We start from the raw sequence: 25,389 nt of genomic DNA on the forward strand, positions 1-25,389 counted from the left end.
CCCACACCGAGGACACGTACATGCGCGGGGGCCCGAGGCACAGGAGAAGACGCGTGCCCTCGTGGACAGCGCGCTCGACCGTGTGCCCCGGATGTGCCCTCCGAGCCCTGCAGAACGCTGAAATGCCAGCTCAAAGGCCTGAAGTAGGCCTCCGCTAGCGGTAGTTCACGAACTGGAGGGCGATGTCCAGATCCTTGCCCTTCAGAAGGGAGATGACGTCCTGAAGGTCGTCCTTCTTCTTCGAGCTGACCCGAAGCTCCTCGCCCTGAATCTGCGCCTTGATCCCCTTCGGCCCCTCGTCGCGAATCAGCTTGGAGATCTTCTTCGCGTTCTCCTGGTCGATGCCCTCCTTCAGGCTGACCAGCATCCGGTACTCCTTGCCCGACAGCTTGGGCTCACCCGCGTCGAGGATCTTCAGCGAGAGACCCCGCTTGACCACCTTCTCCTTGAACACGTCGAGAGCGGCATTCGCCCGCTCCTCGCTGTTCGCCTTGATCTCGATGTTGTCCTGCCCTGACCAGCTGATCGCGGCCCCCGTACCCTTGAAGTCGAAGCGGTGCCCGATCTCCTTGACCGTCTGGTTCAGAGCGTTGTCGACCTCCTGACGGTCGATCTTGCTCACGATGTCGAAAGACGAATCGGCCAAAACACTCATCCTCTCAGCGGCGAAAGCACTACCCGGATCCTGCTTCCCCGGCGTACGCGAAAACGCGCGGACCCAGCGCACGAGCCTAGCCAGCATCGGCCCGCCGCGCAGGACACCGCTCCCCGTACGGAGAACCGTCCGGATTCCGGCTCCCCTCCACCCGTTTCGGCGCGGTGCCCAACGGAGATCCGGCGCACACCCAACCGTTGTCACGTACACCTCGGAAGTCCGCTATCCTTCTATCTGTCGCCGCGAGAGCGGATGGCACGGCAGGTTGCCCGAGTGGCCAAAGGGAGCGGTCTGTAAAACCGTCGGCTCAGCCTACGCAAGTTCGAACCTTGCACCTGCCACACGCAGTAAGCGCAGCTCAGAGGCCCTACGGGGCCTCTTCTGCGTTTCGGGGGACATGCAGCCGTAGGCGGCTCTGAGCGGCCGTTTGTCGGTGGTCACGCAATATACGCGCAATGATCTTGGAGCCGTTTTCGCAGGTCGGCCAGCGGTTTCCGGAGGTCGAGTGTCCCTGAAACGCGAACGGGCCCCGGAGATCATCCGGGACCCGATGGCCTGCGAGTGGTACGTCATTCCCTCAGTGCGTCGTCTATCCGTCGGTTGGCGATCTCCTGGTGACCGTCGATGCACTTGGCGTAGACCCGGAGAAGGACGTCAACGCTGTGACCAGCCCGCTCGGCGACCTCCGGGGCCGGGACGCCGGCGTTCAGCCAGAGGGAGACTGCCGCGTGACGAAGGTCGTAGGGGCGCTTGGCGAGCGGAGAGGCGACCTGGGCGGGCGTGAAGGCGAGCTTCCGGGACTCCTGCCAGACCTCGGTGTAGGCCGTCGAGGCGACCACGCCGCCACGCTCGCTCTGGAACAGTCGGCCGTCCGGTCCCAGTCCGAATTGGGCTATGTGGTCTCGAAGGATCTTGGCCAGCGTCGGCGGGATGGGCACGGGACGGACGTCATCCCGTCCGCGGTGCTTGAGCCCGCGTTCCTCGTGGGCGTCGCCGGTGTCCGTCCATTGCGTGTTGACCTCTGGCCGAGAGACGTCGATGAGGAGGCGTCCCCAACCCGTCTCCGGAAGGTCGCAGTCCTCCTTGCGTAGGGCGATGGCCTCTGCGGGTCGGAGGGCGGCGTAGTACATGCACGCGAACAAGGCCGTGAGCCGCCTACCGCGTCCCCGCCTGCCTATGTAGGTCACCGCGGTCAGCAGTTCTTGCGCCTGTCGAGGGTTGACCACGATGCGGGGATCCACTGTCTCGGTGGTCTTGGGCGGCTTCCACTTGATCCGGTGCAGCGGATTTGCCGAAAGCTCCTCCAGCTCCACGGCGTACTCCAGGACCGCGTGCAGGACGGCTCGCTTGCGGCGGACAGTGTTCGCGCCGGCCGCCTTGCCGTCGAGTCGTAGCGCTATTGCGTCGAGCGCCAGCCGTACGGTTTTCGTCTCGCCCAGGTCGGCCATGTCGAGCGAGGCACCTTCCAACCACCGAATCGCTCGCTCCATGTCGGGAGGAGGGGCGGGCCTCTTGACCTTGGGAAGGAGCGTGTACTTGCGCAGGGCCGTGCGGAGCAGCTCGGCGTCGGGCTGGCCGGGCCGATCCTTGACGAGCGCGGGGAGCACCGTGGCAAGCGCATCAGAGATGCTGTCGCGGCTCTTGGCGGCCATGTGCGGCCACTTCATCTCGATGTAGGCCCGGACGAAGTCGAGGACCGTTCGAGCGCTCTTGGCCTGGAGCATGGACAGCGGGAGACCCGTCTCCATGTCGAACGGCTCACCGTTCTTGGTCGCCTGACGAAGGTCGGACAGCAGGTTCTCGGCGAGCGCCTTGGTTCTGAGCGTCTTGGACTTCTGCCGGCCGCCGACCTTCCAGCGGACAACGTAGGACGGCGTCTTGCTCGACTCGTTCCGCGAGATCGCCCAGAGCTTCACGTCATAGGAGGTGTTCACGCAGCCTCCCTCAAGCTCTGAAGCCACGCGGTGAACTCACTCCGGTAGATGCGGAGCTCGCCATTGGGCAGCTTGAAGCCCTCCGGGGCCTTGCCGATCTCCCGCCACCGGTAGAAGGTCCGCCGGGAGACTCCGCCGAGCTCGTCGAGGACCTGGGCAACGGTGAGGATTTCGTCTCGTACGCTCATGCCGCCCTCCCCGGGTGGACGATTGCCGAAAGATCTTGGCCGTCTGCTCTGGCCTGGAGTTCGGCCATATGGGCGCGCCAGCGTTCACGTTCGGCGACGGCGCGGAGGAGGCGCACGGCCAGCGGGGGCACGTTGGCGTCTCCGGCCGGGACAGGCTTCCAGACGTAGCGGTGTGGATCGGTGGGCTCGTTGGGTCGGCCGAGGGCTTCCAGGACCCAGGTACGGCGGTCCTGCTTGTGCTCGGCGAGGGTCTTGTTGGACCACTTGCGAGAGACCAGCACACGGCGTCCGGCGTAGCCGAGGTGATCGGGCTTGTGCGCCTTGCCCCGACACTGGCCGGGCGTCATGCCCGACTTGGCGCCCTTGGGCTGGATGCCGTAGCGCAGCCAGTTGGCGCACGTGGGGGAGCAGGGTTCGAGTCGCAGGGCCTCCAGCATGCGTTCGGCGTGCTGGCGCTGAGCGCGGTTGTGCGGGTTCCAGCCGCCGCCGAGGGACTTGGTCAGGTACTTCGACAGGTACCGGATGCACTGGTCGGCGTCGGGAGTGCCGGCCAGGACACCTTTCACGTCCACCTGGACGCCGAAGCGAACCACGTGCAGAGGTTCGGCCTCCTCGTCCTGGTCGAGCTGGTTGAGTGCTTCGTCCCAGGTGGGCAGTACCTCGCCGGTGTCGGGATCGAGATAGCCGACACCGTTCTCCCACACGGGCAGGTGGTCGCCCTCATAGACGACGCGATCGGCCGGGGGCCACCACACCTGGTGGTAGGTGGCTGCTGCGATCTGCTTGATCTCCGTGCGAGGCAGGGTGCCGCGGACGGCCATATGCAGGTGTGGGGCGTGCCGCTTTTGAGGTTCGACTGTGGCGAAGTACTGCACGTCATAGCCGGCCACGCGGCGCAGGTTCTGCACGAAGCGGTCCACCAGCTTGGAGAAGTGCAGCGCGTCCCGAGCCGCCCGGACATAGTCGTAAGTGTCAGGATCGACAGGCACGCCTTCGCGGATCTTGCCGTAGGACGGCAGGGTCAGCGTGACGAACAGCGAAGGCCGGTAGACCTTGCCGTCCGAGCTGGTGAACGTGCGGCCCAGCGTCGTGTTCGCCATCTTCCGCCGGGGCAGGTCCGGGGCGTCGTGGCGCCGCCTGGTCGAGCGGTTCCGCTTGCCGCTGGCGCCCGCGAGCACGTTGCCGCGCATGCCCGCCGTGTTGATCTCTTCATCCAGGCCGGTGATGATCGCGTCCAGGTCGGTCGTGTCCTGGGCGGCTTGGTCTGCCTGGTCGCGCTTGGCCTGCACGTCCGAGCGGAACTCGATCAGCCAGCGTTGCTCATCGTTGGGCTCGTCCGGCGTGATGGTTGGTTCGTGGTCGAGGTGCCAGCCCTCTCGGCATTGGGCCATGCGGAGTTGTCGGTTGCGCTTGGCGCATGGCGGGCATGCGGCGTCCAAGGTGGCGCCGCACGGGACGTCGATGATCTCGCGTTGGCCGGTGTGGGTGTCGAGCCGCTGGAGCGCGATGGGCCGGATGCAGACGCCGTGTTGCTCGGCGACCTCTCGGGCGACATCGCGCGCCCGGGGCATCCGCTGGCGCTCGGCTCGGGGGAGGGAGCGGTCGTAGGTCATAGCTCCTCCCCGGTGTCGAGGGGGACGAGTGCGCCTTGGCCGCACTCGCGGCACTCGACGACGCCTGCCGCCAGATCTATCCACAGCGTGTTCTCGGCGAGGCAGCACGAGCAGCGCAGCCCTTCCAGGAGGTAGGCGAGCTCACGCAAGGTCGCTCACCTCCGTCTCGGTCAGGTCGGCGCACAGCCGGTAGTGCTCCTGGTAGGGGTGGCGCAGCACGTGTGGATTGAAGATCTCGAAGACCCGCAGCCGGGGCAGGTCCCGGGCGGTCAGCAGGATCAGCATCGGGCGGCCTGCAACCAGTGCGATCTCTTCGCTGGTGCCGTGGAAGCAGACTCGCATCACGCATCACCGCTGGGGGCGAAGGCGTCGGCCATGGCGCGAATGTCGGTGTCGGAGACGTAGGCGGCGCGGACCCGGATCGGGTTGGGGCTGGTTTCGAGCCGGACGTAGCCGACGCCCGCGCCCAGTTCGGGGACGGGGGAGATGTGGTCGGCCAGGGCGCCGCGGTCACGTGCGCCGTCGCCGAGGACCATGTCCACCTGTTCGGACTCGTCGAGGCGGAGGGCGATCTTGTCGGGGAACAGGTTGCGGATGTTCATGACCTCTTTGCGGGGATCCTGGAGGGCCGCCAGCACGCCTACGCCGACCGCGCGGCCTTGGGTGGTGAGCGTGGCCAGCGCGGCGGAGATGCGGCGCCTCAGCTCTCTGTCGGACTGGTAGGCGGTCAGGAACGCCACCTCGTCGACGACGACCAGGACGAAGGGGTTATCGAGGGTGGGGATGTGGGAGCGCTGGAGGCCGGCGAACCGTGCCGCCCGTTCCTGCATGACCTTGACCGCCCGATCGAGTAGATCGGCACAGTTTTCTGGGGTGGCGGCGTAGCGAGGGCCGAACAGAGCGCGGCCGTAGGACAGCTCCATCAACTTGGGGTCAAGCGCCCACAGCTCGACCAGTCCCGCCCGCGCAGCGGGGAGGAGCCCGCGGATAACGGACCAGATGATCGAGCCCTTGCCCGCGCCGGTGGCACCGGCGACCAGGACGTGTGTGCCGTGCATCTTCAGCCGCCACGGCTGTCCGTCTTCCTGCTTTCCGACCTCGACCGCACCCACGCTCGGCTCAGCGAGCAGGGGAAGGGCCGGCAGCGGCGTGGCCAGCGGATCGGTACGCGGGAACGTCAGCGTGATCCGGCCCGCCTGTGACAGCGCCACCCGACAAGAGGTCGCGCCGAAGCCCTGAGCGAGGTGATCGATGCGGTCGGCCCAGTCTTTGACCGCCTGCCCTTTGAGCATGCGGACGCTGACCAGGTCCGCCCACGGGGTGCAGGTGATCTTGCCGAGGCGGGGTAGGTAGTCGCGGCCCCGGATGTGCCGTCCCAGTCCAGAGACGATCATGACGGGTTGCCAGTGCCGCCGGTACACCCAGATCAGCCGCCACCAGGCCAGCAGCCGCCAGCCGACCAGCCGGGCGAAGGAGTCCCGGTTGGTGAGCGCCCAGGCGAGCAGCCCGACCGGAGTTGGTGTGCTGAGCAGGAGGGCGGCGCGCCAGCCGTACAGCAGCGTGAGCACACCGGGCGTGGCGGCGGCGAGCATGGCGATGGGGTGTCGCCATGTCGCCCGGACGAGGCCGACCACAATGCGCCCGGCGAGGATGATCAGGGTAAGGATGGCAGGGGTGGTGACGACGGCCGGGCGGAACACCACAGCCGTATCCGGAGTCGTGGTGACGAGGTTGCGCGCCTCGTCACCAGGAAGCCGCCTGAACATAAGCTTGGTGCCTCTCGTGATGTGGAGTCAGGGGAGAACCGAAGGGGCCGCCGGAAGTTGCAGCTTCTGGCGGCCCCGCCTTACTGGTCAGGTCGCCGTGGTGTCGGCTTCCTTGGTGATGGCCGACTGTTCGGTGTGCAGGCGCTCGCAGTCGGCCAGGTAGCGTGCGGCGGCGTTGAAGATCTCGCGGGCGGTGGACAGGTCGGCGTCGGTGACTGGTCCGGCCGCGGTGGTGGAGATGTGCACGTTCGCCTCGCGGGAGCTGAGCTCCAGGTACGGGCGCGGGTTGCTGAGCAGGATTCCGGAGCTGACGCGCAGGCCGGGCGTGTGGAACGAGATGCCCAGATGCGGGGTGGAGTCCGGGCGCATCGTCAGCGTGACGTAGGTGTACGGCTCGGAGCTCACGCCGCGGTCTCCCTACCGGTGGGCGCCGCCTGCTGCTTGGGACGGGCCGGGCGCATGCCGGTGGCCCGGTAGGAGTAGGCCAGGCGTCCGGCCGGGTTGACGTACGGGGTGACGGTCATGCCGGTGAACTCGACCGGCGCGATCGGCAGCCCAGAGATCGGAGGCGGCGCGACGGGCGGCGTCGCGGACAAGATCTTGACCGCGACCGTCTTCTGGCCGGCCTTGAGCGTGGTGTCGCCGTCCATGACCGGGACCTGCCAGATCGGCTCACCGGTGGTCTTGTCCTTGGCGTAGACGGTCTTGCCGTTGGTGGATGCCTCGAAGTTCTTGACCTGTTCGACCTGGCCGACCAGGAAGCAGCCGTGCGGGAACGCCTGCTCGAAGGTGATCGGGATGGGGCCTTGGAGTGCCATGGGGTTCCTCTCGCCCAGGACGCGCTCTTCGTTCGCTCGTCCACTTGTCCGCATAAGTTGAGAGTAGGTGAACACAACTCGTCCGCACAAGTGGTTAAGCCGAACGCGGCGGTAAGAGTTAGCTCACCTTGAAGACATCCTCAAGCTCGTGCAGGCTCCCCGGCAGCGTCACGCTGACCACCATCAGCACCGCGCCGGCCGGGTCGTGGACCGTGGACAGGACGCCGAGCACCGGGTTGGACGAGCCGAGCAGCTCGGCTTCCTCCGTGGTCGGCTTGCGTGCGGTCACTCGCTCGGTGATGTGATCAAAGCGGAGATGCTTGACCGCCTGGAGATGCTGCCGGATCCCGTGCCGCAGCGGCTCGGGCTTGTCCAGGTCTGTCTCCAGCGAGTACTCCAGCGGCACCCAGAACGTCTCCACCGCCGACACCACGTCGCCTTGTCGAGCCACCCGCTTGCGCATGATCACCGGAGTCTGCTCAGCAACCCCCAGCAGACGCGCCACATGCCGGGGAGCCGGAACGCGCCCTGCCTCCACCACGGCATCGAGAGTCTCGCCCTGTTCGGTGGTCGCCTGGCTGGGCCTCGCACGCTCGGCCGTACTCTCTGGACGGCCCTTCACGAAGGATCCGCGCCCATGCTCGCGCTCGATCCAGCCCTGCATGGCCAAGGTCTGAAGCGCGCGCACCACCGTGGTGCGGCCAACGCCCAACTCCCGCACCAACTGTGTCTCGGACGGCAGCATGTCACCCGGGGCGTACTCGCCCGACTCAATGCGCTCTTGAATGGCCCGCATCACCTGGGCGTATTTCGGTGGGGCGAAGTCCATGCTCATCTCAACCGCCCGTTCACTCTTGCACTCGTCCGCATAAGCACAGTACCGGTTGAGGATCGGCTTGTCAGGCCCCATCAGGGTGTGGGCATAGTGACTGTACTGTCTTCCCGTTCAGAGGCATCGAGGAGTTCGAGGCACTTCGCGCACGCCTGGGGGACGTTGGGGGAGAAGGTTAGCGACCAACCACAGAACGCCAGCGGGCGGACCGGCGAAGAACAAATGGCCACCTTCGTCCCAGGCACAACAGCGTGCTGCTTCAGGACGCGGCCCTCTTTTGAGAAACCGGCCATGTACGCCTGGACAGCAACTTCAGATTCGCCCGCCGGATCATGAATAGCGAGGTCATCCCACGCCACAGCCCAACGCTGCACACCTTCCGGCAGGTCGTACCACTCGCCGTCGAGCCTCAGGAGGGCGACGTTGCCGTCGCGTAGCACCGCCACCACCAGCCCTTCCCGTCCGATCAACATAGATCCGTGGGCACGCGTGGAGGCGGGGCTGTGCTCCATGGTCACGATGGTTGCGCGGTTCCCGATGCGCTCCCACATCGCGCTCATTGAGGTTCCGCCGAGGGCGCCTGGTGTAGGCCCGCCGCAGCGCATTGTTGTGTGCGCAATTCCTCGTACCGCATGACGATACGGCGGGCCGCCCGACATGGATCGCTCGCCGGATGCCATGCATAAATGACGCGCCGACGACCAGCATTCCACCCGGTACGCCACCAAAAGCGCCCGCCATCGCACCAGACGACCAGACCCACCCAGACCGAAACCAGCGCCAGTCCATAACCATCATGGACATCGGTCTTGATTCCGTCACGCCGCAGTGCCTCTTGGAGAAGGTTGGCCGACCAGCAGGGATCGACCGTGATCATAACGGGCGTGCTCATTTGACCACCCGCTCGAACCGCACAGATCCCGCCGGATCGACGCACGCACGGAAAATCTCGCGCTTCGACCAGCCGTCATCGCCGGCGCCGAAGTCGTAGACCATGAGCGCGATGCCACCCCGGATCGAGACGTCGCGCGGCATGCCCCGCATCGCCTTACGCAACTCGTCCATGGCGGTGGCCTGGAACGCGCTGGATCCGCACGGCCCCAGCGCCTCACCCTGCGCCGATGGGACGCGAACTTCCCACTCAAACCGCTCATGCGGCGTCTCGGCCGGAGTGGGGCAGTACAGGCACTCTTCACGGGCAGATGCCGCCAGGCCAACCCCCGCTGCCGTCACATGGCCGCGCCGAGTGACGATCTTCCAGCCTCGTCCGTCGCATTCTGTGCATCTGACTGGCGTTGTCATGCCGGACAGCATGATTGCCCATACTTTTCTTACCTATCCCACGCTGGTATAGCACGCCGACATATAGGCTCCGCCACACGGCAATGCATCATCCCGGCAACAGAAAGCCGGAGGTCAGCAATGCAGAATGGCGCGTTCGACCCAATTGAGCTACCCGCTACTGTCTGGGATCAAGAACAAACCCGGGAAATGCTCACCAAACGCGACATCGCCGGGCTCTTCGGTCTCGCGACCAAATACGGTGCCAGCCAGGTCCGCATCGGCACTGCCACCGGTCTCGGTCAGCCACGCGTCAACAAGATCCTCCACGGCGACGGAGCCGTCAAAGAACTCGCCGTCATCGAACGCATCGCCGCCGGCCTACGCCTGCCCGATCACGCCCGTATGCTCCTCGGCTTGGCCCCGCTGGACATCGCTTCCCCCACGGGCGACCACGACGACGAACACGAGGAACAGACCACCGAGCTGATCAGCCGCCTGGACGCCGCAACCGCGATCGACCCGACTACGGTCATGATCCTGCGCACCGACACCAACAACCTGCGCCTCCTGGACCGCAAACTCGGCGGCCCCGCCATCGCCGACAAGATGCACGCCCAAATAGCCCAGATCGAACGCGCCCACCGCCACGCCGTACGCCCCGGCATCCGCGTCCAGCTCGCCCACCTACTCGCCGAAACCGCCTCACTCGCGGGATGGCAGGCCATCAACACCCTCGCTCTCAACGACGCCTGGACACACTATGAGCGTGCCAAGGCCGCCGCATACGAGGCCGACGACGCGGCTCTGTTGGCCTATGTCTCCGGCGAGCAGGCGTACGTCCTGCTGGAACTCGGCCGCCCCGCCGAAGCTACTGAACTCCTCCAACACGTCCACGAGCAGCACCGCGCCCACGTACCAGCCCGCCTCCGCACCTGGCTCTCAGCCGCTGAAGCAGATGCCGCCGCTATCCTCGGCGACGAGACCACCTGCCGCGCAGCTCTCGACCAAGCCACCGCCCTACTCCCCGACGGCGACGGCGATCCGGACATGCCCTACCTGTCCATCAACGCCCACCACGTAGCCCGCTGGCGCGGCAACTGCCTCGTCCGCTTCGGCGACCCCGACACCGCCGACGACCTCCGCTCAGCCCTGGCCGGCATGGACGGCACCTACAACAGAGCCGAATCCGGCGTCCGCTGCGACCTCGGCCACGCCCTCCTGGCCGCAGGCGACCCCGAAGCCGCCCAACCCCACATCCACCGCGCCCAACAACTCGCCACCATGACCGGCAGCCGCCGCCAACGCCGCCGTATCGACGAACTGTCGAAAGCCGTCAACCGCGCCCTCGGCCGTTGAGCCACACCTGAGCCTGAAGCAACCCGATCAACGTCCCGGACGTCCAGATGTCCCCGCGGGCAATCATCGATGGAATCTCGGCCATCGGAACCCACTCGATCCGATCGGCCTCCACCTCACCCTCAGGCTTACCCACCAGCTCGGCCCCACGCGCCACGAACAGTATGTGCTCGGAGTCGACCATGCCGGCCATCGGCTGATAGCTCACCAGGTGCTCAACGTTCTGCGGCCGATACCCGGTCTCCTCCTCAACCTCCCGGATAGCGGTCGCCATCGGATCCTCACCCGCCTCGATCAGCCCGCCGGGAAGCTCCCACCCCCACCGATCGAACACGAACCGATGCCGCCACATCAGCAGCACCCGGTCCCGCTCATCCAGCACCACCGCGATCGCCGCTCGATCCAGATGCACCACATGATGCTCGAACCGCTCCCCACCCGGGATCTCCACATCGGCCAGCCCCAGCCGAACCCACCGGTTGTCGTAGACGAGCCGTTCTCCATGCACAAGCCAGCGAGTCAGCTCAGCGTCATCAGCCACAACGCGAAGCTATCGTCTTGCCCACCTGCAGTACATGCCTTCGAGCTGAGCTGCAGATCAAGCCTCGCGTAGTTGTAGCCCTCTACGTGAGAGACCGTCGCAGCTCATCCGATCAAGAGATCCTGCACACCTGCCTCACGGGCGTGGCTCGCGCACTACCTGCGAACCTTCACACTCTTGAAGAGCTCAGTGAAGATCACTGATCACTTGCGGCGAGGATCCTCTAGGCGTTGGTCGCACAGAGCGACATTCCAAGGCTAGTGGCAGCGTTCTGCGTGTCATGGATGTCAGGCAGACCTGCATATCCCAAGTCCGTCCGCTACCGGAGGTTCCCGGTACTAGAGTTTCCTCCTGCGGTGACGTCCTAACGTGGGGCGGTATACCACTGCGGCAGACGAAGGAGGCTCTGGTGAGCACAGAGGAGTTGGCGAAACAGGGTTATCTAACCACGATCGGCATCCGAGGGAAGCGATTCGGCGACTTCGAAGTTCTAGATCTCGGATCCACTACGGTGGCCACCTTGGCGAAACAAGGCATGGATTTCACGCCCGCAAACACGGTGGCATATCCATGCAAGGTTTACAAGCCGCCCAAAAATGCTAGTTTGGGTAAACCGGATACAGTATACGTCCATCGGATCGCGGGACGCGTCGTCCCTGTCGCCGTTGCCGAATGGAAGACAAAGAAGCGGCTCCGTGCGGGCAACGATGCTCTCAGTGCAGCGGAGCAAGCCATAGTCGGAGCTTTGGCCATGGGCGTTCGGCTCGCTATAACCACGGACGGGGCACGCTTTCGTTATATAGACGCACTGGCATCCGCAAATGCAGGGGAGGTCGTGGAGCTCGACGAAACTCGCGACTTCACTCCGGCTGTTCTGTCGGACTTGTATCGAGGTGAATCCGATGTCGTCCGGGATCCTAAACCGCTTGCTGAAACAGTCTGGCAAATTATTTGGCATGCGACGAAGGCTGAGCCGAAGGATTGTCTCCTTACATTCGTCGAGATATTCATGCTTAAGTTCCTTTCTGACAACTTGCCGCTAGCGGTCCTGCCGACCGACTATAGGTTCGAGGCCCTTTTGGTGGGGCAGGATGAATTCAAACAGAACAAAGGTAGTAGCCAAATTGAGTACTACGTAAATGTGATTCGTCCGAGAATCAAGCAAATCTTCGCCGATCGCCTAGTGGTGCGGGATGAAACTATAGCCGAACTCCTCGGTCTCGCGACTATCACATCTCAGACAACGATTATCAATGGCTTCGCGTTCTTGCGGTCCTCATCCACCACCACCATCTCATCGTACAATCGAACGTTCTGTGAGATTCTGCAAGAGTTTCAGCAGTTTGGTGCCCTCACCAATATTGACCCAGAATTCAAGCTACGTCTGTACGAGACATTTCTGCGCCGCTCGGCCAGGCAGCAGCGTTTGGGGCAATTCTTCACTCCGCGCAATATCGTTAAGTCGATGGTGAAGATGGCGAGACTCAACGCTCTATCGGATGGATCCATCGTGTTGGATCCGGCCGCAGGCGTGGGAGGGTTTCTGCTCGAACCGCTCCTTTTCCCGGACGCGCTACCTGGGAATATCAGCTTCAAAGATGGTGAAGTCCGTCAGCGAGTCAAGCTAGTCGGAGCTGACGTAGACGTCTCAACTAACATATTGGCTAAAGCCAACATGCTCCTGCACCTAGCCGAGTCGGTAAGAAATCCTGACACGACTACTGGCGCGCTCAACCAGGCGCTCGCGAACACGTTCTTGCTGCTCAACGAGAACGAAACGCTCGGTTCCCTAGCACATCCCCCTATAGATGCGGTGGATGTGATTCTCACTAATCCTCCCTACGTGACGCAAGGTTCCTCGATCTATAGGAAAGAGATTGAGCACTTTGAGGGTGAGCGAAATGGGACAACGCTAAGTGACTACTATGACGGAGGTGGTCTCGGCGTAGAAGCGCTGTTCCTTCGCTATATCTCAGGCGCGCTAAAACCCGGCGGCCGAGCCTTTGTGATCGTTCCCCTCGGCCTGCTGAATCGAACCGCTCAGCGCATAAAGAGTGGGCTTCTCGCAGAATGCAATATTCTAGCGAGCATTCAGCTGCCGCGGAACGCTTTCTTCAACACCGCGCAGCCTACCTATATTCTAGCGATAGAGAAGCGCAAGACGCGCACTCAATCGCGCCCGCCAGTCTTCTGCGGAATAGCTCGAAGTATTGGCGAGAGTCTTGATTATGAACGCGTTCCCACGCCTGACGATAACGGCCTCGCCACATTGGCTGAGCTCTTCGTTCGGTATGTCCAGAGCCCTCCCTCGACGGCGAATACTCGGCCGACCGAGTACGAAGGATGTGCCTTCGCCAAGCTAGTTCCTGCTGAGGCATTTTCACCCGATGAGCGATGGGATGTGGTTAGGCACTGGACTGATGAGGAGCATGTCGCTCTAGGAGAACGCGCAGAAACGATCGACCGTGCAGAGTTCGTCGACATCGCGACCACCACGCTTCAAGACATCATTATAGAGTTGCAGCAGGCTCGGGACGAACTGGCGGCGCTCACTGCCGATCGTATTCAGCAGTTCAATCTGGCTGACGTTTCGCGTTTCCAAGTTCGCTCGGGTATAAGAATCCGAAACGTCGATCTGCGAGAACACCCTGGAGATATTCCAGTCTATTCGGTCTTCACGCGACCGGAGACGCAAAAAGGGTCGATTTCTGAAGAATGGCTGGAGGAAAGAGGGTATCCTCCTGAGCCTTATCCTTCAGTTACCGTAATGGCGACTGGAGCATCCGCAGTGGGGATGGTCTTCAATCGGGAGGCCGGATGCGTTATGACTGACGACGTCGTCATAGTCCAACCATGGTCTGAGAAGACCGAGGAAGAATGGCGTTTGGAGGCAGAGGCCCAAGGGGTAGAGGTTGCTGGGCTACCGCCGCACGACATCGATCTTGGCTATCTCGCTGTAGCTTTGGGCAAGACAATTGCTCAAGGCGGCTATCTCTACGAAGCAAAGCTTTACACCAAGCGTGTTAGACAGCTAACGATCGAGGTGCCAGTCGACGAGAATGGCAATCCGGATTCGGAGCGGCAGTGCCGAATCGCCGCAGTTGTTAAACGCCTTGATGGCATCCGCGCCAAGCTACAAGAGACTGGTGTCTGGAGTAAAAGCGTGCGCTTGTCGTAGGAGAGATGGAGCCCGCACATTTCGGCGAAGATATGTGCGGGCGGTCCGACCTTTAACTGTCATCCGAATCGCGGGATCGCAAAACCTCTGCGGCCAGATCGGCTAGTGTCCCTTCGCCGGGGACCGCCCAACGCTTGGTTCCTTCGGCGGCTACTGGGGATTCATCCCAGCCGGCGAGCTTCCGTAGGTGCTGGATAAGACCACTAGGCGAGTACTTCTGCCCATCGGCAGACCATAGAAGTGGTTTGCCTCGGCTGTTAACCCAGGTTGCTTGGCTCCGGCTCGGATCTTGTTCCAGCCACTCACCTATTGCTGCTTGTTCGGGTTTACTGCCCGAAATGAGTACTAGGGGAGTTCCGTCTGCGATCCGGCGGGCATCGACCAGGGTGGGGACCGCATTCGGCTGGCGTGGCTTACTGGGCGCAGTATTCGGACGATATTCGGGAGCGAGTTGTGGCACCTCTGTTCCGGACTTCAGATCTGCAAGTACCCGCGTGGCAAGTACACGGCACCGTTCTGGATTCGTGAACGTGCTGCTGATCAGCGAGCTCGTACCAAATTCTTTGTCAACGTGATAAATTAACCACGTGAGAACCCGGCGAGTGAGGTCAGGAACTTGCGGAAGAAGTTCTTCCCAGTCGGATCCCGGATCTTCGATTCCTTCTGATCCCCCGAACTGAAATACCAGGTGGGATATGAGGTAGTCGCCGCGTTCTGCGATGGCTCCTGCTCTGCCTTCCCAAGTGGATCGGCCAGCATGGAGGGTGGAACGAACGGCGCGCCATAGAAGTACTGAACGCCATATTTGATCTGCGGATGGCTGTTCTCCAAAGAGCATGGGATATGCCCCCTGGCTGTCATCCTCCCAAAGGAGCTCCTGGTTCTGCTTGGCACGCGCTGCGAGTTCAGGGTTGTGATGGGCACAGGCTAGTGCTGTGGCTGCGTGAACTACAGAACACCCATCCGCGGGCGAGGGGTCCATCTCGCCGCGTTTTACGACGTATGTTTTACCGAGAGAAAGCGCAAAATCGATTCTGATCCGAGCTTGTACGGGATCCAGCGCAACGAAATCGCGGGACTCTACCCTGTTTTGCGTATTTGTTGCTTTTGTTATCTCGTTGGCAAAGCCTTCGGGGCACCCTTTTGTGGATATTACTTTGACTTGAACGTACGCAAGCTCTGTCCCTGTGGGATTTTTGTTCATAGCGCGGTGGATTTCGGCTACCGTTTGAGCGCCGTTCACGACACTTGCACCGGTGAGGTCCAGCTTGATTGGGCCAATCGTTGACCGGCTCCATTGGGTGCGGTTTACCTCGTCGCACAGCACAGTGATGCCGTTATTGAAGTACCAGAAGTCCTGAGGGTTGCCCGTTAGGGTCTCCACGAGACCGAGGTTTACGTTTGTAAGTCCCAGGGGAGTGCGTATGTTCTTGTGGTAGAGTTGTACGCCATGTTCCTCGTGCCACTCTGCAATGTCGGCAACGGCAACGGTTCCTTGGTAGGCCTCGTACGGCTCGGCGTAGTGAATCCAATCTCTCATTGGAACTGTTAGACTGATTTGCGGTTCCGCCAAATCGTCTCGGACGATACGCCAGATGTCCTTTGTGGTGAGAACTGTATGGTCCAGCACGCTATCGTATCTGTTGAACTCTACCGCCATATCGGTAAATGGCTTTATAGACTCTGGAGACGGCTGCTGATCCGCCATTTGGGCCACTACTAACTTGATCCTCAAGCGAGGATTATCAAGGATCGCCTTGATAGGCTCTACGAGTCGCTGAAACTTCAGATTGAAGCGATCAAACCGGTGATGATCGATGAGTCGCAGGCCGTCGACGTGCTTCAAAGCCTCGGCTTTCGAGAATCGGGCGGCTCCCTTGTCGCTCCACTTCGCTTGAATGAGCCACAGGCGAGGCATGCCTTCGATGAAGGCAACCGCATCGATACCCTGATCGTCGAAGTCGTCAATCACCATGCCAGCTGCAGCAACATTGTCGCACCCTGTAAGGCTGCGAACCACGAGAGCGGCAAGCGCTCGCGTTAGGAAATGTTGTTCCTTTTGGTCATCCGGCTTGCGTGCAAGGTCGCTGAGATCGATCAGGCCCTGGAACTCTCGCGTTAAAGCTTCACGTACTTGTCGCACCGGAGTGGGCATGGTGGCCGGTTTTGTCATGTTATTACTCCTTTGTGATGCTTTGTCGAGAGCTGATGCGTTAGTGTCGTCCTCAGTAGGGTGACGAGCGGAATCAATTCGCGCCTTCCGTCTTCCCGTTGGCCTTGATCGGAGTGATCGCTTTCGATTGTGATCGCGATGGAGGTCGTGATTATACGCGTGGAGCGATACATGTTGCTACCGGGATGTGGCCGCGCCCGGGGTTGGTCAGCATCTCAAGCATCCGGAATTAACTCTCATCGGACGAAGATGCCGTGGGGCCTCCTGTTGACCGATGCAAACTAGTAGGCCCGTCTTATGCCCTCGCGTTGCCGAATTGTTCTCGTATGGATCAAGCGGCGGCGCGGCGCGCCGCCGTACCCCCGGCCCTCCGCCCGCCCGCCGTCCGGGCGTGCGGCCTGGGGGCCGGTCCCGGACGGCGGCGGGACACCGGGCCGGGCTCTGCGCGCCTGCCCGCCGCACGGACCGAACCCTTCGCGCCGGGGTTGCCGCGGCGCCGCACAGATGCAGCCCTCACGATCGCCACAGCATGGCTGGTCTTTGTCCGTGGTTGGGGGCGATCGACGATCCGCGCTTCGTTCCTCAGCACGGCTCACCGGACAACCTGGTTGAGGTTGGTCTCCGAGCTGAGGCTGGCCCCACTCTCCGGCTGCCGGGTCATCGGGCGCGTTGAGGATCATGCCTACTGATCGCCACCGTGCCTTCTTATTGCCACACTGCGATGCCACCGCCTGGTTGGCAAACCAGGCGCAGGCCATCGTCCGGGCCTTGTGCACTCCACGCCTCATAGCGGGCGTCGGGCTTCACCTTCAGTTGCAGTCCGGTATCGAACACCAGCCGCAGCGATCCGGACTTGAAAGCGACCGATGAGAGAACCGTCGCACCGAAGAGAGCCAGTGCCGGTGCAACATCCTGCTGTTCAGGCAATAGGCGCGCCTTCACTCGATCGGGCGCACGCAGTGTGCTTAACTCCGCTTCGGATTCCACGTCCACTTGGGCTCCGCTGTCCAATAGCAGCGTCAGTTGATAGCTCACACGGATCTGGATCACCTGCATGCCGCGGTACGGCAGCAACCATCGGTCCTCCAACTCGACCAGATCTCTCGGCCGGTCCATGTGTAAAGCCCTCCTGTGGCCGTCAACCACGTCGACTGTTTGATCGCTTGACGCTCCGCATGCCCGCCGTGTGGCCGTGTTCGGTGGGTGTCTGTCAAGGCGCGGCGAGCTCACCCGTGCGGAGCAGCACGAGTGCTTCTTCGTGCCATTCGCAGCGGTCGCCGGCCGGGGGCAGTTCGACCCCCGCACGTCCGGCCGGGGCAGAGAACTCGTGTCGAAGCTGTTCTACGAGTTGTTCGGCCTGCCTGAGCGTTTCCGGTAGGTCGCCGGGGGCGTCCACGCTGAGGCCGAGAACGGTCGCCCCGTCACGAGTGACCGTGATCATGGCCTGGTAGTGGGCGCGAGCCCTGAGGTAGAGCGTGAAGGCGTCATCCCCGTCTTCGGAGCGCAACTCTTCGAGGGCATTGTCATCCGCGTCGTCCGCGATGCCCAGGACATGAACCCGTGTGAAAGCGTGGAGTCGCTCGTCACCAGGCTCGTCCACATCGACGTAGCTGTCGATGAATCGCTCGAAGACCTCGGGGCTCTGCTCCGGAACCCACACGTAGACGTCGAGACATGGCGGCACGGACCTAGCGTAGATCTTCGCGGTCTGCCGTGACGTGCAATATGCGTGCAATGATCATGACGGCGAGAGGGGCGCGAACGTGCTGCCCACCAGGTCAGAAGACATGTCGCCGGAAGAACAGCCACGAGCTGTAAAACCGTCGGCTCAGCCTACGCAAGTTCGAACCTTGCACCTGCCACACCAGCGGGAAGAGGCCCGTCACCAGCGGAAACGCGGTGACGGGCCTCTCGCTTTATGTCCGGCTGTCTACGGCGGACACTGGCGGACTACGGTTGATCGTTCCCAATACGTTCCCAAAGGATCAAGGCCAGCGGATCATGACCGCCCAGACGGCACTCACAGGGAGCACCGAGTGAACCTCACGCCGTACCGGTGGTGGACGCGCGAGGTCTTGGCTCAGCACGGTATGTATCGGGTCAACGACCTGATCCCGCACCTGGCCGAGCGCGGCATCGCCCTGCCCGCCTTCCTCGCGAGCGGCGCCACCCCGATACGTCGAACGACCCGCCAGCGTGCACCGCTGGCGTCTTCCAGCGCCTGGTAGGCGGCCTGTAGCGGGAATTTCGCTATAGGCCGCTGCGGCTGCGTTATCGGGTGTGGTCGGCGCGGTTCCACCAGAAGACGGTCGTGATACCCCCGGCCGAGCCGGTGGCTGCAACCAGCAGGAGACCGATAAGGTCCGGCGGGTCTTGGTTCTCTCCGGCGATGCCGGCGAACAGGCCGGGCACCGACCACGGGAAGTAGGCTCCGTAGCCGAGCGCGGCGATCACCTGGGCGCAGAACACGAGGCCGAACAGGGCGCCGACGGCGGCCAGGTATCCGCGGCCCATGCTGGCGGCCAGGGCCAGGGGCGTGGTGGTTAGGGCGGCCAGCGCGGCTGCGGCCAGGATCCGCCCGACACCCACAACGGCGGTGGGGACCGACCAGGAAGGCAGGCCGAGCAGGGCTCCGATGAGCAGGCCGAGCCCGGCCAGCAGGACGGCCAGCAGCAGCGACCAGACGGCGACGACGGCGAACTTGGCGGCCACGATGGCGGTGCGAGAGGTAGGCAGGGCGAGCAGGTCGGTGGCGGTGTGGTCGCTGAACTCCCGGCCGAACAGCCAGATGGCGATGAGCCCGTAGACGCCGCCTCCGCCCACCGCGCCGGCCTGGGCGAGCAGGGCAAGGTAGCTCGGCCAGTCGGCGCTGGCGCCCGACAGTTGGGCTTTGTCACCGAGTAGCCCCAGCGCTCGGGCACGGGCGGGGTCGGCCAGGATGAACATGCACATGCCGCACACCAGCGCAGCGAGGGTGAAGGCCAGCGCGGTGATCCAGGGCAGGCGGCTGCGCCGCACCTTGAGCAGTTCGGCCCACAGTGCCTCACGCATCCTGGGTCCCCTCCTCCGCGACTTGGCCGGGCTGTTCGGCGGGTGTGTTCTGTCCGATCGTGCGCAGGAAGTAGGTCTCCAGGTCTTCTTCCTCCAGCCGCAGCTCCGTAGGCGGCACCCCGCCATGCACCAGCACGGCGGCGACCTGGTCCGGGCGTGAGAGGGCGCGCTTGTCGGTGAGCAGCAGCCCGTCCGGCGCGGCGGATATGGGGTGGTAGCCGTGCGCGCGCAGCACCGCCTGAGCGGTGGCGTCGTCGCGCGTGGTCAGGCGCAGGTGGCGGTGCCGGTGCTGGTCCAGTTGGTCGGCGTCGTGTTCGCCGATGAGGCGGCCGTGGTGGAGGATGCCGATGCGGGTGGCCAGGCGGGCCACCTCGGCCAGCAGGTGGCTGGACAGGAACACGGTGGTGCCGTGCTGGTGGGCCAGGTCGGCGAGCAGGGCGCGGATCTCGGCGACGCCGGCGGGGTCCAGGCCGTTGACGGGTTCGTCGAGGATGAGCAGGCCGGGGGCATGGAGGAGGGCCCTGGCCAGGGCCAGGCGCTGCAGGTTGCCGAGCGACAGGGTACGGGCCCGGCGCTCGGCGTAGGGGGCCAGCGCCAGGCGTTCGATGATGTCGTCGGCGGTGCCGGGCAGGCGGCGCAGCCGGCGCACCACCTCCAGGTTCTCCCGTACGGTCAACTCCGGGTAGGCGGCGGCTGCCTCCACCAGGTAGCCCACCTGCGCCCAGGCTGTGCGCTCGCCCGCGGAGACGTCGGCGCCCAGGACGCGTACGGACCCGGCGGTGGGGGCGATCATGCCGAGCAGCATGCGGATGAGGGTCGTCTTGCCGGCGCCGTTGAGGCCCAGCAGGGCGTAGATCTGTCCCGCCCGCACGTGCAGGGTGACGTCGTCGACGGCCGTCACGTCGCGATAGCGCTTGCTCAGGTGGGCGATGTCGATGACGGGCGCGGCCGCGCAGGTCGTGGGCGCGGGCTCAGCTGTGGCGCCATCAGATGGTGGGGTTCGGGGGCGCACGGGCACATCCTTGTCTCGATGCGGACTGGACATGCCGACCAGGCTTCCCGGCTCACCTGGCGTCAGATTATCCCTACCGAGCCGTGCCGGATAGTGCGCTCCGGGCCTTCGGCATCGCCGGCATTGCTGTCCCGGTCACGTGGGCGCGGGCCTGGTGACGCCGGTGTGGTGAGGCGTGCTCAGCGCGGTGCGTGTTTCTCTTCCCAGCGGCGCAGCAGGCCGGGCAGTTCACCCAGCAGGAATTCGTAGAAGTCGCGCATCCGCGTCAGCCGCGCGTGGGCTGGGTCGCCGGAGGCGGTGGTGGCGATGCCGGTCTCGGCGGCCTGCAGCATGACATTGACGACGGTGTTCTGGGTGGAGAACAGGGTGGCCCACGCGTCGTCGCGCAGCCGGTAGTGCTCGCGGCGGCTACCGGGCGCGGGCAGGCGTTCGATCAAGCCGACCGACAGCAGGGCCTTGACCGCGCCGGACACCGATCCCGCGCTGACGCCGAGCCGGTCGGCGATGTCGCCCATGGTGACGGTCTCGGCGTCGGTGAACAGGAACACCGCCAGGGCTCGCGCTGACATGCGTTGCAGGCCGCCTTCGGTCAGCACCAGCGCCAGCCGTTCGGCTGCCTGCCATCGTTCCTGATCGCTCACCCGGCCACCTCCATGGGCAGGATAGCTGATGTATTGAGGCTTCAGAAATTTCAGAAGTTTGGCTATATTGCTGGTATTCGGCCCGTCGCAGGGTCGACGGTGTGCCGGGAAGCCTGGTCGGCGAGCGCAGCAGTCCTCCGAGCAGGGAGCGCCGATGAAGGTTCTCATCCTCACCCATGGCACCCGTGGTGACGTGCAGCCGTACGCCGCCCTCGCCTTGGCCCTGAAGCGTGCCGGTCACGAAGCCGTGCTGGCGGCTCCGGCGGCGATGGCGGGCCTGGTCGAGCCGCACGGCATCGCCTTCGCGCCGGTGCACGACGGGCCGAACACGCTCATCGACGACCCGGACATCCGTCAGGCCATCGAGAGCAACTACCGCGGCCTGCGCGGCAAGCAGGTCGCCCTGCAGGTGATGCGCCGCAGCAAGCCGCTCATGGCCAAGGTCTTCGCCGACATGGCCGACGTAGCAGTAGACGGGGCGGGCCAGGGCGCCGACCTGGTCGTGCACGCGCCCGGCATCCCGGCCCAGCATTTGGCCGAACGGCTCGGCGTGCCCGCGGTGCCCGCCGCGCTGCAACCGGTGTGGGTGCCCACTGCCGCATTCCGCAACCCGATGTTGCCGCTGCCGCTGCCCAAGGCGCTGAATCGGGCCTCCTACCTGCCGATCAAACTGATGTTGCGCTCGTTCGGCGGCATTGCCGACGACCTGCGCAAACACCGGCTGGACCTGCCGCGGCGGCGCGGGCGGCACGACATCCTGCGCCGCCCCGACGGACGTCCGGCGACCGTCCTGCACGGCTTCAGCCGCCATCTGCTGCCGCACGGTCCGGCAGCCGGCCTGGACTATCCGGCGTGGGTGCACACCACCGGCTTCTGGTTCCTGCCCGCCCCACCTGGCTGGACGCCGGCGGCGGAACTGGCCTCCTTCCTCGACGCGGGTCCGGCGCCGGTGTACATCGGGTTCGGCAGCATGGCGGGCACCGACCCCGAGCGTCTGGGCCGAATCGTCACCCAGGCCATCCGATTGGCGGGGGTGCGGGCGGTGCTGGCTTCCGGCTGGGGCGGCATCCAGGCCACCGACCTGCCCGGCACCGTGCACCTGCTCAATGAGGCCCCGCATGACTGGCTGCTGCCGCGGATGGCCGCGATCGTGCATCACGGCGGCAGCGGCACCACCGGTGCGGCGCTGGCCGCCGGACGGCCGCAGGTCATCTGCCCGTTCGTCGCCGATCAGCCGTTCTGGGCGGCCCGCGCGTACGCGGCCGGCGTGGCCGTGCCACCCCAGCCCCAGCGGCGTCTCACCCCGGACACTCTCGCCGCCGCCATCCGCCTGGCCGCCACCGACGCCCGGATGGCGGCGGCCGCCGCCGAGTTCGGGCAGCGCGTGCGGGCCGAGGCCGGGACTACTCGCGCCGTCACGATTCTGGAGTCGCTGGTATGACCATGAACCACCTCCGCGACCTGGCCGGCGCCACCGACCGGGACGCTTTCTTGGCCAAGCTGGCGGCCGAGGGGCCGGTCAGCCGCGGCGTTTACCTGGACGGCACACCGCTGTGGCTGGTCACCGGCCATGCCGAGAGCCTCATCGTGCTGACCGACCCGCGCTTCAGCAGCGACCCGGCCAAACAGACCACCTTCGACCTGGCCGCAACCGCCGGTCTGCCCGACGACGTGGCCCCGTACCTGCTGCGCACGCTCGGCGCCTACGACCCGCCGGACCACACCCGGCTGCGGCGGCTGGTGTCGCGGGCGTTCACCGCCCGCCGTATCGAGCGGCTGCGCCCGCGTATCCAGCAGATCGCCGAGGAACTGCTGGACGGCCTGCCGGAGCAATTCGACCTCGTCGAGTGCTTCGCCTACCCACTGCCGATCCAGGTCATCTGCGAACTGCTCGGCGTGCCTGCGGGAGATCGCGACACCTGGCGGGCGTGGGCCGGCGACCTGACCGCCCCGGACCCGGCCCGGATCGCGGCCGGGGCACGCGGGCTTGTGGCGTACATGGCCCGGCTCATCGCCCGCAAGGCCGGTCAGGGCGGTGATGACCTGCTGTCGGCGCTCATCGCCGTGCGGGACGACGATGGGGACCGGCTCAGCGAGCACGAGCTGATCGCGTTGTCCGTCAGTATCCTGATCGCCGGTCACGAGACCACGGTCGGCCTCATCAGTCAGAGCGTCCACCTGATCCTCACGCGGTCGCTGACACTCGGCGACGATGACATCGCCCGTGCGGTGGAGGAGTTCCTGCGCTACAGCGGTCCCGCCGAGATCGCCGTCCTGCGCTATGCGCTCGAACCGGTCGAACTCGGCGGCGTCACCATCGGCGCGGGTGAGGCCGTGCAGATGGTGTACGCGGCGGCCAACCGCGACCCGGGCCGCTTCGACCGTCCGCACCGGCTCGACCCGCATCGCGCGGACAACGCCCATCTCGGTTTCGGCCACGGCATCCATTACTGTCTGGGCGCCGCACTGGCCCGTGCCGAGACCGAGATCGCCCTCAGCACGCTCCTGCGCCGCTTGCCGGGGCTGGAATTGGCCGTGCCCGCTGACCAGATCGGCTGGCGGCCCGGCCTGCAACGGGCGCTGTCCGCCCTGCCGGTGCGCGTCCGGCCGAGCTGAGCATTGTCGGTCGACCCCAGGAGTCGCAGGTCGGCCTGGAGGTAGACGGCAGTGAGGTAGCGAAGCATCTCGGCGGATCCGGCCGCAGCACGGCAGGTCACCGTCGCGACGGCCGGCCCGACCGCCGGGACGCAGCCGCCGACGCAGCCGCCACGACGCGCTGCTCAGATAAGTAGCACCAGGGCATAGACCACCAGCAGGACCACTGACCAGCCGCGGGCCAGCGGCGTCCCTATGGGGAGCAGCGCGCAGATGAATCCGCTGATGCCGACCATGGCGACGTTGACGGTCGGGGTGATGGAGGGCGCTCCCGCGGCGGTGAGAGCGACGAGGGCGCCACCGGCGAGGCTGTTGACCAGGGTGCCCACCAGCACGGCGCCCACGAGCAGATCACTGTCGCCGCGCCGCTGAGTCCGAATCGCCAGGATCAACATCGGTAGTGCCGCTGCGCAGGCCACCAGTGTGAGCCCCACACGTTCCGGCGACGCGCCCGTACGCGCGGCGAGTTCGGAGGTGTTGTTCACGAGTAACAGCGCACCGGCCAGGTCGGCGAGCGTTCGCGCCAGCTCCACCACCAGGCGCGCCGGTCCGGCCGTCGTGAGGTGACGCGTGCTCTGCGCCGCCATCACGTCTTGCGGACTCGATCGGGCCACGACCACCAGCAGCGCCACCGCGCCGATCAGGGCTGCAACCAGAGGAGCGCTCGCCCCCACATCAGCCCAGCAACGTCAGCGCGAAGATCGTGACCGCCGCGGTCGACAACAGCGCCTGACGCGGCAGCAGCGCAGAGCTGATCCTCAGCTCGGCCACGAGTCCGCCAACGCCGAGGACCACCGTGAGGTTGACGATGTTCGCGCCGGCCAGGCCCGCCGCCGCCAGCTCCTCATGCCCCCCGAGGCCGGCCAGCGAGACCACGATCAGCGTTGAGACGGAGGCGGCGATGCCTGTGATCAGCGCGGCCACCACGATCGGCCGCAGACCGAGCCGTGCGGCCAGCCTCCCGGCCCCGGACACCAGGAGATCACCCGCAACGGCCAGTAGAGCCACCCCCAGTGCGAGGAGAGCGACGAGGTGAAACACTCCACCGCCTCCCATCAGATCGCCTCACACGACGGGGCATACCAAGCTGACCAGCGGAAACGCCGCGGTCGCGCCCACATCGACGGTATAACACTCCGGGATCGATCGAATGCTCAAAGTGGTCGTCTTGGCGGGGGAGTCCGGTGGTGGGCTTCGCGTGCTGCGTCATGGGAGCGGGTCCGGTGGAGCCGAATCCGTTATGTGGCTATTTACGCTTCCTGATACGTTATTGACAGGTGTGCCGGGAAGTCTGGTCGGCGAGTGAGCGGCCCGATCCCTTCTCCAGAGCGGAGTTCCATGCCCGGCACCAGCGCTACGCGCGTTCCCCGCCTGTTCAACCGGAGCACCTGGCCCGAAGCGCGTCGCATCGCCGACATCCTGCGGAAGGAAACGATCGGCGGGGCGCTGTTGCTGGCCGCCGCGCTCACCGCGCTGATCTGGGCCAACTCGCCGTGGGCGCAGACCTACCAGGACCTGCGGGCCATCGAGGCCGGCCCTGCCGCGCTGCACCTGAACCTCGACCTGGCCACCTGGGCCGCGGACGGGCTGCTGGCCGTCTTCTTCTTCGTGGCCGGTCTGGAGCTGAAACGGGAGTTCGTCGCCGGCGATCTGCGTGACCTGCGCCTGGCCGTGGTGCCGGTGGCCGCGGCC

Annotated in this window: 27 protein-coding genes and 1 tRNA gene; 7 read left to right on the forward strand and 21 right to left on the reverse strand. The window is 65.0% G+C overall.

Going from position 1 to position 25,389, the window contains the following annotated elements:
* Positions 1–154 precede the first annotated feature (154 nt).
* On the reverse strand, positions 155–655 hold the full coding sequence (locus AB0L65_RS54885) for a YajQ family cyclic di-GMP-binding protein (protein ID WP_350733739.1): 501 nt from the start codon (positions 653–655) through the stop codon (positions 155–157).
* Between the two features lie 259 nt (positions 656–914).
* On the opposite strand from AB0L65_RS54885, the gene AB0L65_RS54890 reads away from it, so the two are divergent.
* Positions 915–996: transfer RNA gene (locus tag AB0L65_RS54890), tRNA-Tyr, on the forward strand.
* 228 nt (positions 997–1,224) lie between these two features.
* Here the strand turns inward: AB0L65_RS54890 and AB0L65_RS54895 are convergent.
* From AB0L65_RS54895 to AB0L65_RS54945, 11 genes are all read right to left on the reverse strand, one after another.
* Positions 1,225–2,589, reverse strand: a complete 1,365-nt coding sequence (locus AB0L65_RS54895) for a tyrosine-type recombinase/integrase (RefSeq protein ID WP_364264270.1) — start codon at positions 2,587–2,589, stop codon at positions 1,225–1,227.
* The gene (locus tag AB0L65_RS54900) at positions 2,586–2,777 is read right to left on the reverse strand and encodes a helix-turn-helix domain-containing protein (RefSeq protein ID WP_364264273.1); all 192 of its coding nucleotides are present in this window, start codon (positions 2,775–2,777) and stop codon (positions 2,586–2,588) included. The genes AB0L65_RS54895 and AB0L65_RS54900 overlap by 4 nt, the downstream gene beginning before the upstream one ends.
* Positions 2,774–4,390, reverse strand: a complete 1,617-nt coding sequence (locus tag AB0L65_RS54905) for a replication initiator (protein WP_364264276.1) — start codon at positions 4,388–4,390, stop codon at positions 2,774–2,776. The genes AB0L65_RS54900 and AB0L65_RS54905 overlap by 4 nt, the downstream gene beginning before the upstream one ends.
* Positions 4,387–4,539, reverse strand: a complete 153-nt coding sequence (locus tag AB0L65_RS54910; RefSeq protein ID WP_364264278.1) for a hypothetical protein — start codon at positions 4,537–4,539, stop codon at positions 4,387–4,389. Before AB0L65_RS54910 ends, AB0L65_RS54905 begins: the two co-directional genes overlap by 4 nt.
* Positions 4,532–4,732: a hypothetical protein gene (locus AB0L65_RS54915; protein WP_364264281.1), complete on the reverse strand. Its 201-nt coding sequence runs from the start codon at positions 4,730–4,732 to the stop codon at positions 4,532–4,534. The genes AB0L65_RS54910 and AB0L65_RS54915 overlap by 8 nt, the downstream gene beginning before the upstream one ends.
* Positions 4,732–6,156, reverse strand: coding sequence for an FtsK/SpoIIIE domain-containing protein (locus AB0L65_RS54920; protein WP_364264284.1), 1,425 nt, complete (start codon positions 6,154–6,156; stop codon positions 4,732–4,734). The genes AB0L65_RS54915 and AB0L65_RS54920 overlap by 1 nt, the downstream gene beginning before the upstream one ends.
* Before the next feature lie 87 nt (positions 6,157–6,243).
* Positions 6,244–6,561, reverse strand: coding sequence for a hypothetical protein (locus tag AB0L65_RS54925; RefSeq protein WP_364264287.1), 318 nt, complete (start codon positions 6,559–6,561; stop codon positions 6,244–6,246).
* Positions 6,558–6,974 carry a plasmid replication, integration and excision activator gene (locus AB0L65_RS54930; protein WP_364264290.1) on the reverse strand — a complete coding sequence of 139 codons (417 nt, stop codon included), beginning with the start codon at positions 6,972–6,974 and terminating at the stop codon, positions 6,558–6,560. The genes AB0L65_RS54925 and AB0L65_RS54930 overlap by 4 nt, the downstream gene beginning before the upstream one ends.
* A gap of 118 nt (positions 6,975–7,092) precedes the next feature.
* Positions 7,093–7,809, reverse strand: a complete 717-nt coding sequence (locus AB0L65_RS54935) for a GntR family transcriptional regulator (protein WP_364264293.1) — start codon at positions 7,807–7,809, stop codon at positions 7,093–7,095.
* Between the two features lie 74 nt (positions 7,810–7,883).
* On the reverse strand, positions 7,884–8,357 hold the full coding sequence (locus AB0L65_RS54940) for a hypothetical protein (RefSeq protein ID WP_364264296.1): 474 nt from the start codon (positions 8,355–8,357) through the stop codon (positions 7,884–7,886).
* 337 nt (positions 8,358–8,694) lie between these two features.
* Entirely contained in the window at positions 8,695–9,108 is a 414-nt protein-coding gene (locus AB0L65_RS54945) for a hypothetical protein (protein WP_364264299.1), read from the reverse strand.
* A 120-nt stretch (positions 9,109–9,228) separates the two neighbouring features.
* On the opposite strand from AB0L65_RS54945, the gene AB0L65_RS54950 reads away from it, so the two are divergent.
* Positions 9,229–10,446, forward strand: coding sequence for an XRE family transcriptional regulator (locus AB0L65_RS54950; RefSeq protein WP_364264302.1), 1,218 nt, complete (start codon positions 9,229–9,231; stop codon positions 10,444–10,446).
* Here the strand turns inward: AB0L65_RS54950 and AB0L65_RS54955 are convergent.
* Entirely contained in the window at positions 10,424–10,987 is a 564-nt protein-coding gene (locus AB0L65_RS54955) for an NUDIX hydrolase (protein ID WP_364264305.1), read from the reverse strand. The genes AB0L65_RS54950 and AB0L65_RS54955 overlap by 23 nt on opposite strands.
* A 409-nt stretch (positions 10,988–11,396) precedes the next feature.
* Here AB0L65_RS54955 and AB0L65_RS54960 point away from each other — a divergent pair, with 409 nt between their 5' ends.
* On the forward strand, positions 11,397–14,165 hold the full coding sequence (locus AB0L65_RS54960) for an N-6 DNA methylase (protein ID WP_364264308.1): 2,769 nt from the start codon (positions 11,397–11,399) through the stop codon (positions 14,163–14,165).
* Positions 14,166–14,217: 52 nt separating this feature from the next.
* Here the strand turns inward: AB0L65_RS54960 and AB0L65_RS54965 are convergent, their stop codons facing one another.
* From AB0L65_RS54965 to AB0L65_RS54975, 3 genes are all read right to left on the reverse strand, one after another.
* The gene (locus tag AB0L65_RS54965) at positions 14,218–16,338 is read right to left on the reverse strand and encodes an AIPR family protein (protein ID WP_364264311.1); all 2,121 of its coding nucleotides are present in this window, start codon (positions 16,336–16,338) and stop codon (positions 14,218–14,220) included.
* 705 nt (positions 16,339–17,043) lie between these two features.
* Entirely contained in the window at positions 17,044–17,454 is a 411-nt protein-coding gene (locus tag AB0L65_RS54970; RefSeq protein ID WP_364264314.1) for a DUF6188 family protein, read from the reverse strand.
* Positions 17,455–17,548: 94 nt separating this feature from the next.
* Positions 17,549–18,022, reverse strand: coding sequence for a hypothetical protein (locus AB0L65_RS54975; RefSeq protein WP_364264317.1), 474 nt, complete (start codon positions 18,020–18,022; stop codon positions 17,549–17,551).
* Between the two features lie 352 nt (positions 18,023–18,374).
* Between AB0L65_RS54975 and AB0L65_RS54980 the strand changes: the two genes are divergently transcribed.
* Positions 18,375–18,566, forward strand: coding sequence for a hypothetical protein (locus AB0L65_RS54980; protein WP_364264319.1), 192 nt, complete (start codon positions 18,375–18,377; stop codon positions 18,564–18,566).
* A gap of 43 nt (positions 18,567–18,609) precedes the next feature.
* Here AB0L65_RS54980 and AB0L65_RS54985 read toward each other — a convergent pair whose 3' ends face one another.
* The 3 genes from AB0L65_RS54985 to AB0L65_RS54995 all read right to left on the reverse strand — a co-directional run bounded on the left by AB0L65_RS54985 (position 18,610) and on the right by AB0L65_RS54995 (position 21,042).
* On the reverse strand, positions 18,610–19,389 hold the full coding sequence (locus tag AB0L65_RS54985; protein WP_364264322.1) for an ABC transporter permease: 780 nt from the start codon (positions 19,387–19,389) through the stop codon (positions 18,610–18,612).
* Positions 19,382–20,401: an ABC transporter ATP-binding protein gene (locus tag AB0L65_RS54990; protein WP_364264325.1), complete on the reverse strand. Its 1,020-nt coding sequence runs from the start codon at positions 20,399–20,401 to the stop codon at positions 19,382–19,384. The genes AB0L65_RS54985 and AB0L65_RS54990 overlap by 8 nt, the downstream gene beginning before the upstream one ends.
* A gap of 179 nt (positions 20,402–20,580) precedes the next feature.
* Positions 20,581–21,042 carry a helix-turn-helix domain-containing protein gene (locus tag AB0L65_RS54995; protein WP_364264328.1) on the reverse strand — a complete coding sequence of 154 codons (462 nt, stop codon included), beginning with the start codon at positions 21,040–21,042 and terminating at the stop codon, positions 20,581–20,583.
* A 154-nt stretch (positions 21,043–21,196) separates the two neighbouring features.
* Between AB0L65_RS54995 and AB0L65_RS55000 the strand changes: the two genes are divergently transcribed.
* Positions 21,197–22,483, forward strand: a complete 1,287-nt coding sequence (locus AB0L65_RS55000; protein WP_364264331.1) for a glycosyltransferase — start codon at positions 21,197–21,199, stop codon at positions 22,481–22,483.
* Complete coding sequence (locus AB0L65_RS55005) at positions 22,480–23,658, forward strand: cytochrome P450 (RefSeq protein ID WP_364264334.1); 1,179 nt, start codon at positions 22,480–22,482, stop codon at positions 23,656–23,658. Before AB0L65_RS55000 ends, AB0L65_RS55005 begins: the two co-directional genes overlap by 4 nt.
* Before the next feature lie 164 nt (positions 23,659–23,822).
* Here the strand turns inward: AB0L65_RS55005 and AB0L65_RS55010 are convergent, their stop codons facing one another.
* Both AB0L65_RS55010 and AB0L65_RS55015 read right to left on the reverse strand, forming a co-directional pair.
* Positions 23,823–24,329: a hypothetical protein gene (locus AB0L65_RS55010; RefSeq protein WP_364264337.1), complete on the reverse strand. Its 507-nt coding sequence runs from the start codon at positions 24,327–24,329 to the stop codon at positions 23,823–23,825.
* A 43-nt stretch (positions 24,330–24,372) separates the two neighbouring features.
* Positions 24,373–24,753: a hypothetical protein gene (locus AB0L65_RS55015; protein WP_364264340.1), complete on the reverse strand. Its 381-nt coding sequence runs from the start codon at positions 24,751–24,753 to the stop codon at positions 24,373–24,375.
* A 282-nt stretch (positions 24,754–25,035) separates the two neighbouring features.
* Here AB0L65_RS55015 and AB0L65_RS55020 point away from each other — a divergent pair.
* The coding region (locus AB0L65_RS55020; protein WP_364264343.1) for a Na+/H+ antiporter NhaA at positions 25,036–25,389 on the forward strand (354 nt) is incomplete at its 3' end.

It is taken from the genome of Nonomuraea sp. NPDC052116 (assembly GCF_040680035.1).
Lineage (GTDB): Bacteria > Actinomycetota > Actinomycetes > Streptosporangiales > Streptosporangiaceae > Nonomuraea > Nonomuraea angiospora_A.

Coding starts and splice junctions, on each gene's coding strand:
- AB0L65_RS54885 (WP_350733739.1), bottom strand. CDS start 655: ATGAGTGTTTTGGCCGATTCGTCTTTCGACATCGTGAGCAAGATCGAC.
- AB0L65_RS54920 (WP_364264284.1), bottom strand. CDS start 6,156: ATGTTCAGGCGGCTTCCTGGTGACGAGGCGCGCAACCTCGTCACCACG.
- AB0L65_RS54900 (WP_364264273.1), bottom strand. CDS start 2,777: ATGAGCGTACGAGACGAAATCCTCACCGTTGCCCAGGTCCTCGACGAG.
- AB0L65_RS54945 (WP_364264299.1), bottom strand. CDS start 9,108: ATGACAACGCCAGTCAGATGCACAGAATGCGACGGACGAGGCTGGAAG.
- AB0L65_RS54985 (WP_364264322.1), bottom strand. CDS start 19,389: ATGCGTGAGGCACTGTGGGCCGAACTGCTCAAGGTGCGGCGCAGCCGC.
- AB0L65_RS55000 (WP_364264331.1), top strand. CDS start 21,197: ATGAAGGTTCTCATCCTCACCCATGGCACCCGTGGTGACGTGCAGCCG.
- AB0L65_RS54950 (WP_364264302.1), top strand. CDS start 9,229: ATGCAGAATGGCGCGTTCGACCCAATTGAGCTACCCGCTACTGTCTGG.
- AB0L65_RS54970 (WP_364264314.1), bottom strand. CDS start 17,454: ATGGACCGGCCGAGAGATCTGGTCGAGTTGGAGGACCGATGGTTGCTG.
- AB0L65_RS55015 (WP_364264340.1), bottom strand. CDS start 24,753: ATGGGAGGCGGTGGAGTGTTTCACCTCGTCGCTCTCCTCGCACTGGGG.
- AB0L65_RS54935 (WP_364264293.1), bottom strand. CDS start 7,809: ATGAGCATGGACTTCGCCCCACCGAAATACGCCCAGGTGATGCGGGCC.
- AB0L65_RS54940 (WP_364264296.1), bottom strand. CDS start 8,357: ATGTGGGAGCGCATCGGGAACCGCGCAACCATCGTGACCATGGAGCAC.
- AB0L65_RS54965 (WP_364264311.1), bottom strand. CDS start 16,338: ATGACAAAACCGGCCACCATGCCCACTCCGGTGCGACAAGTACGTGAA.
- AB0L65_RS54930 (WP_364264290.1), bottom strand. CDS start 6,974: ATGGCACTCCAAGGCCCCATCCCGATCACCTTCGAGCAGGCGTTCCCG.
- AB0L65_RS55005 (WP_364264334.1), top strand. CDS start 22,480: ATGACCATGAACCACCTCCGCGACCTGGCCGGCGCCACCGACCGGGAC.
- AB0L65_RS54905 (WP_364264276.1), bottom strand. CDS start 4,390: ATGACCTACGACCGCTCCCTCCCCCGAGCCGAGCGCCAGCGGATGCCC.
- AB0L65_RS54915 (WP_364264281.1), bottom strand. CDS start 4,732: ATGCGAGTCTGCTTCCACGGCACCAGCGAAGAGATCGCACTGGTTGCA.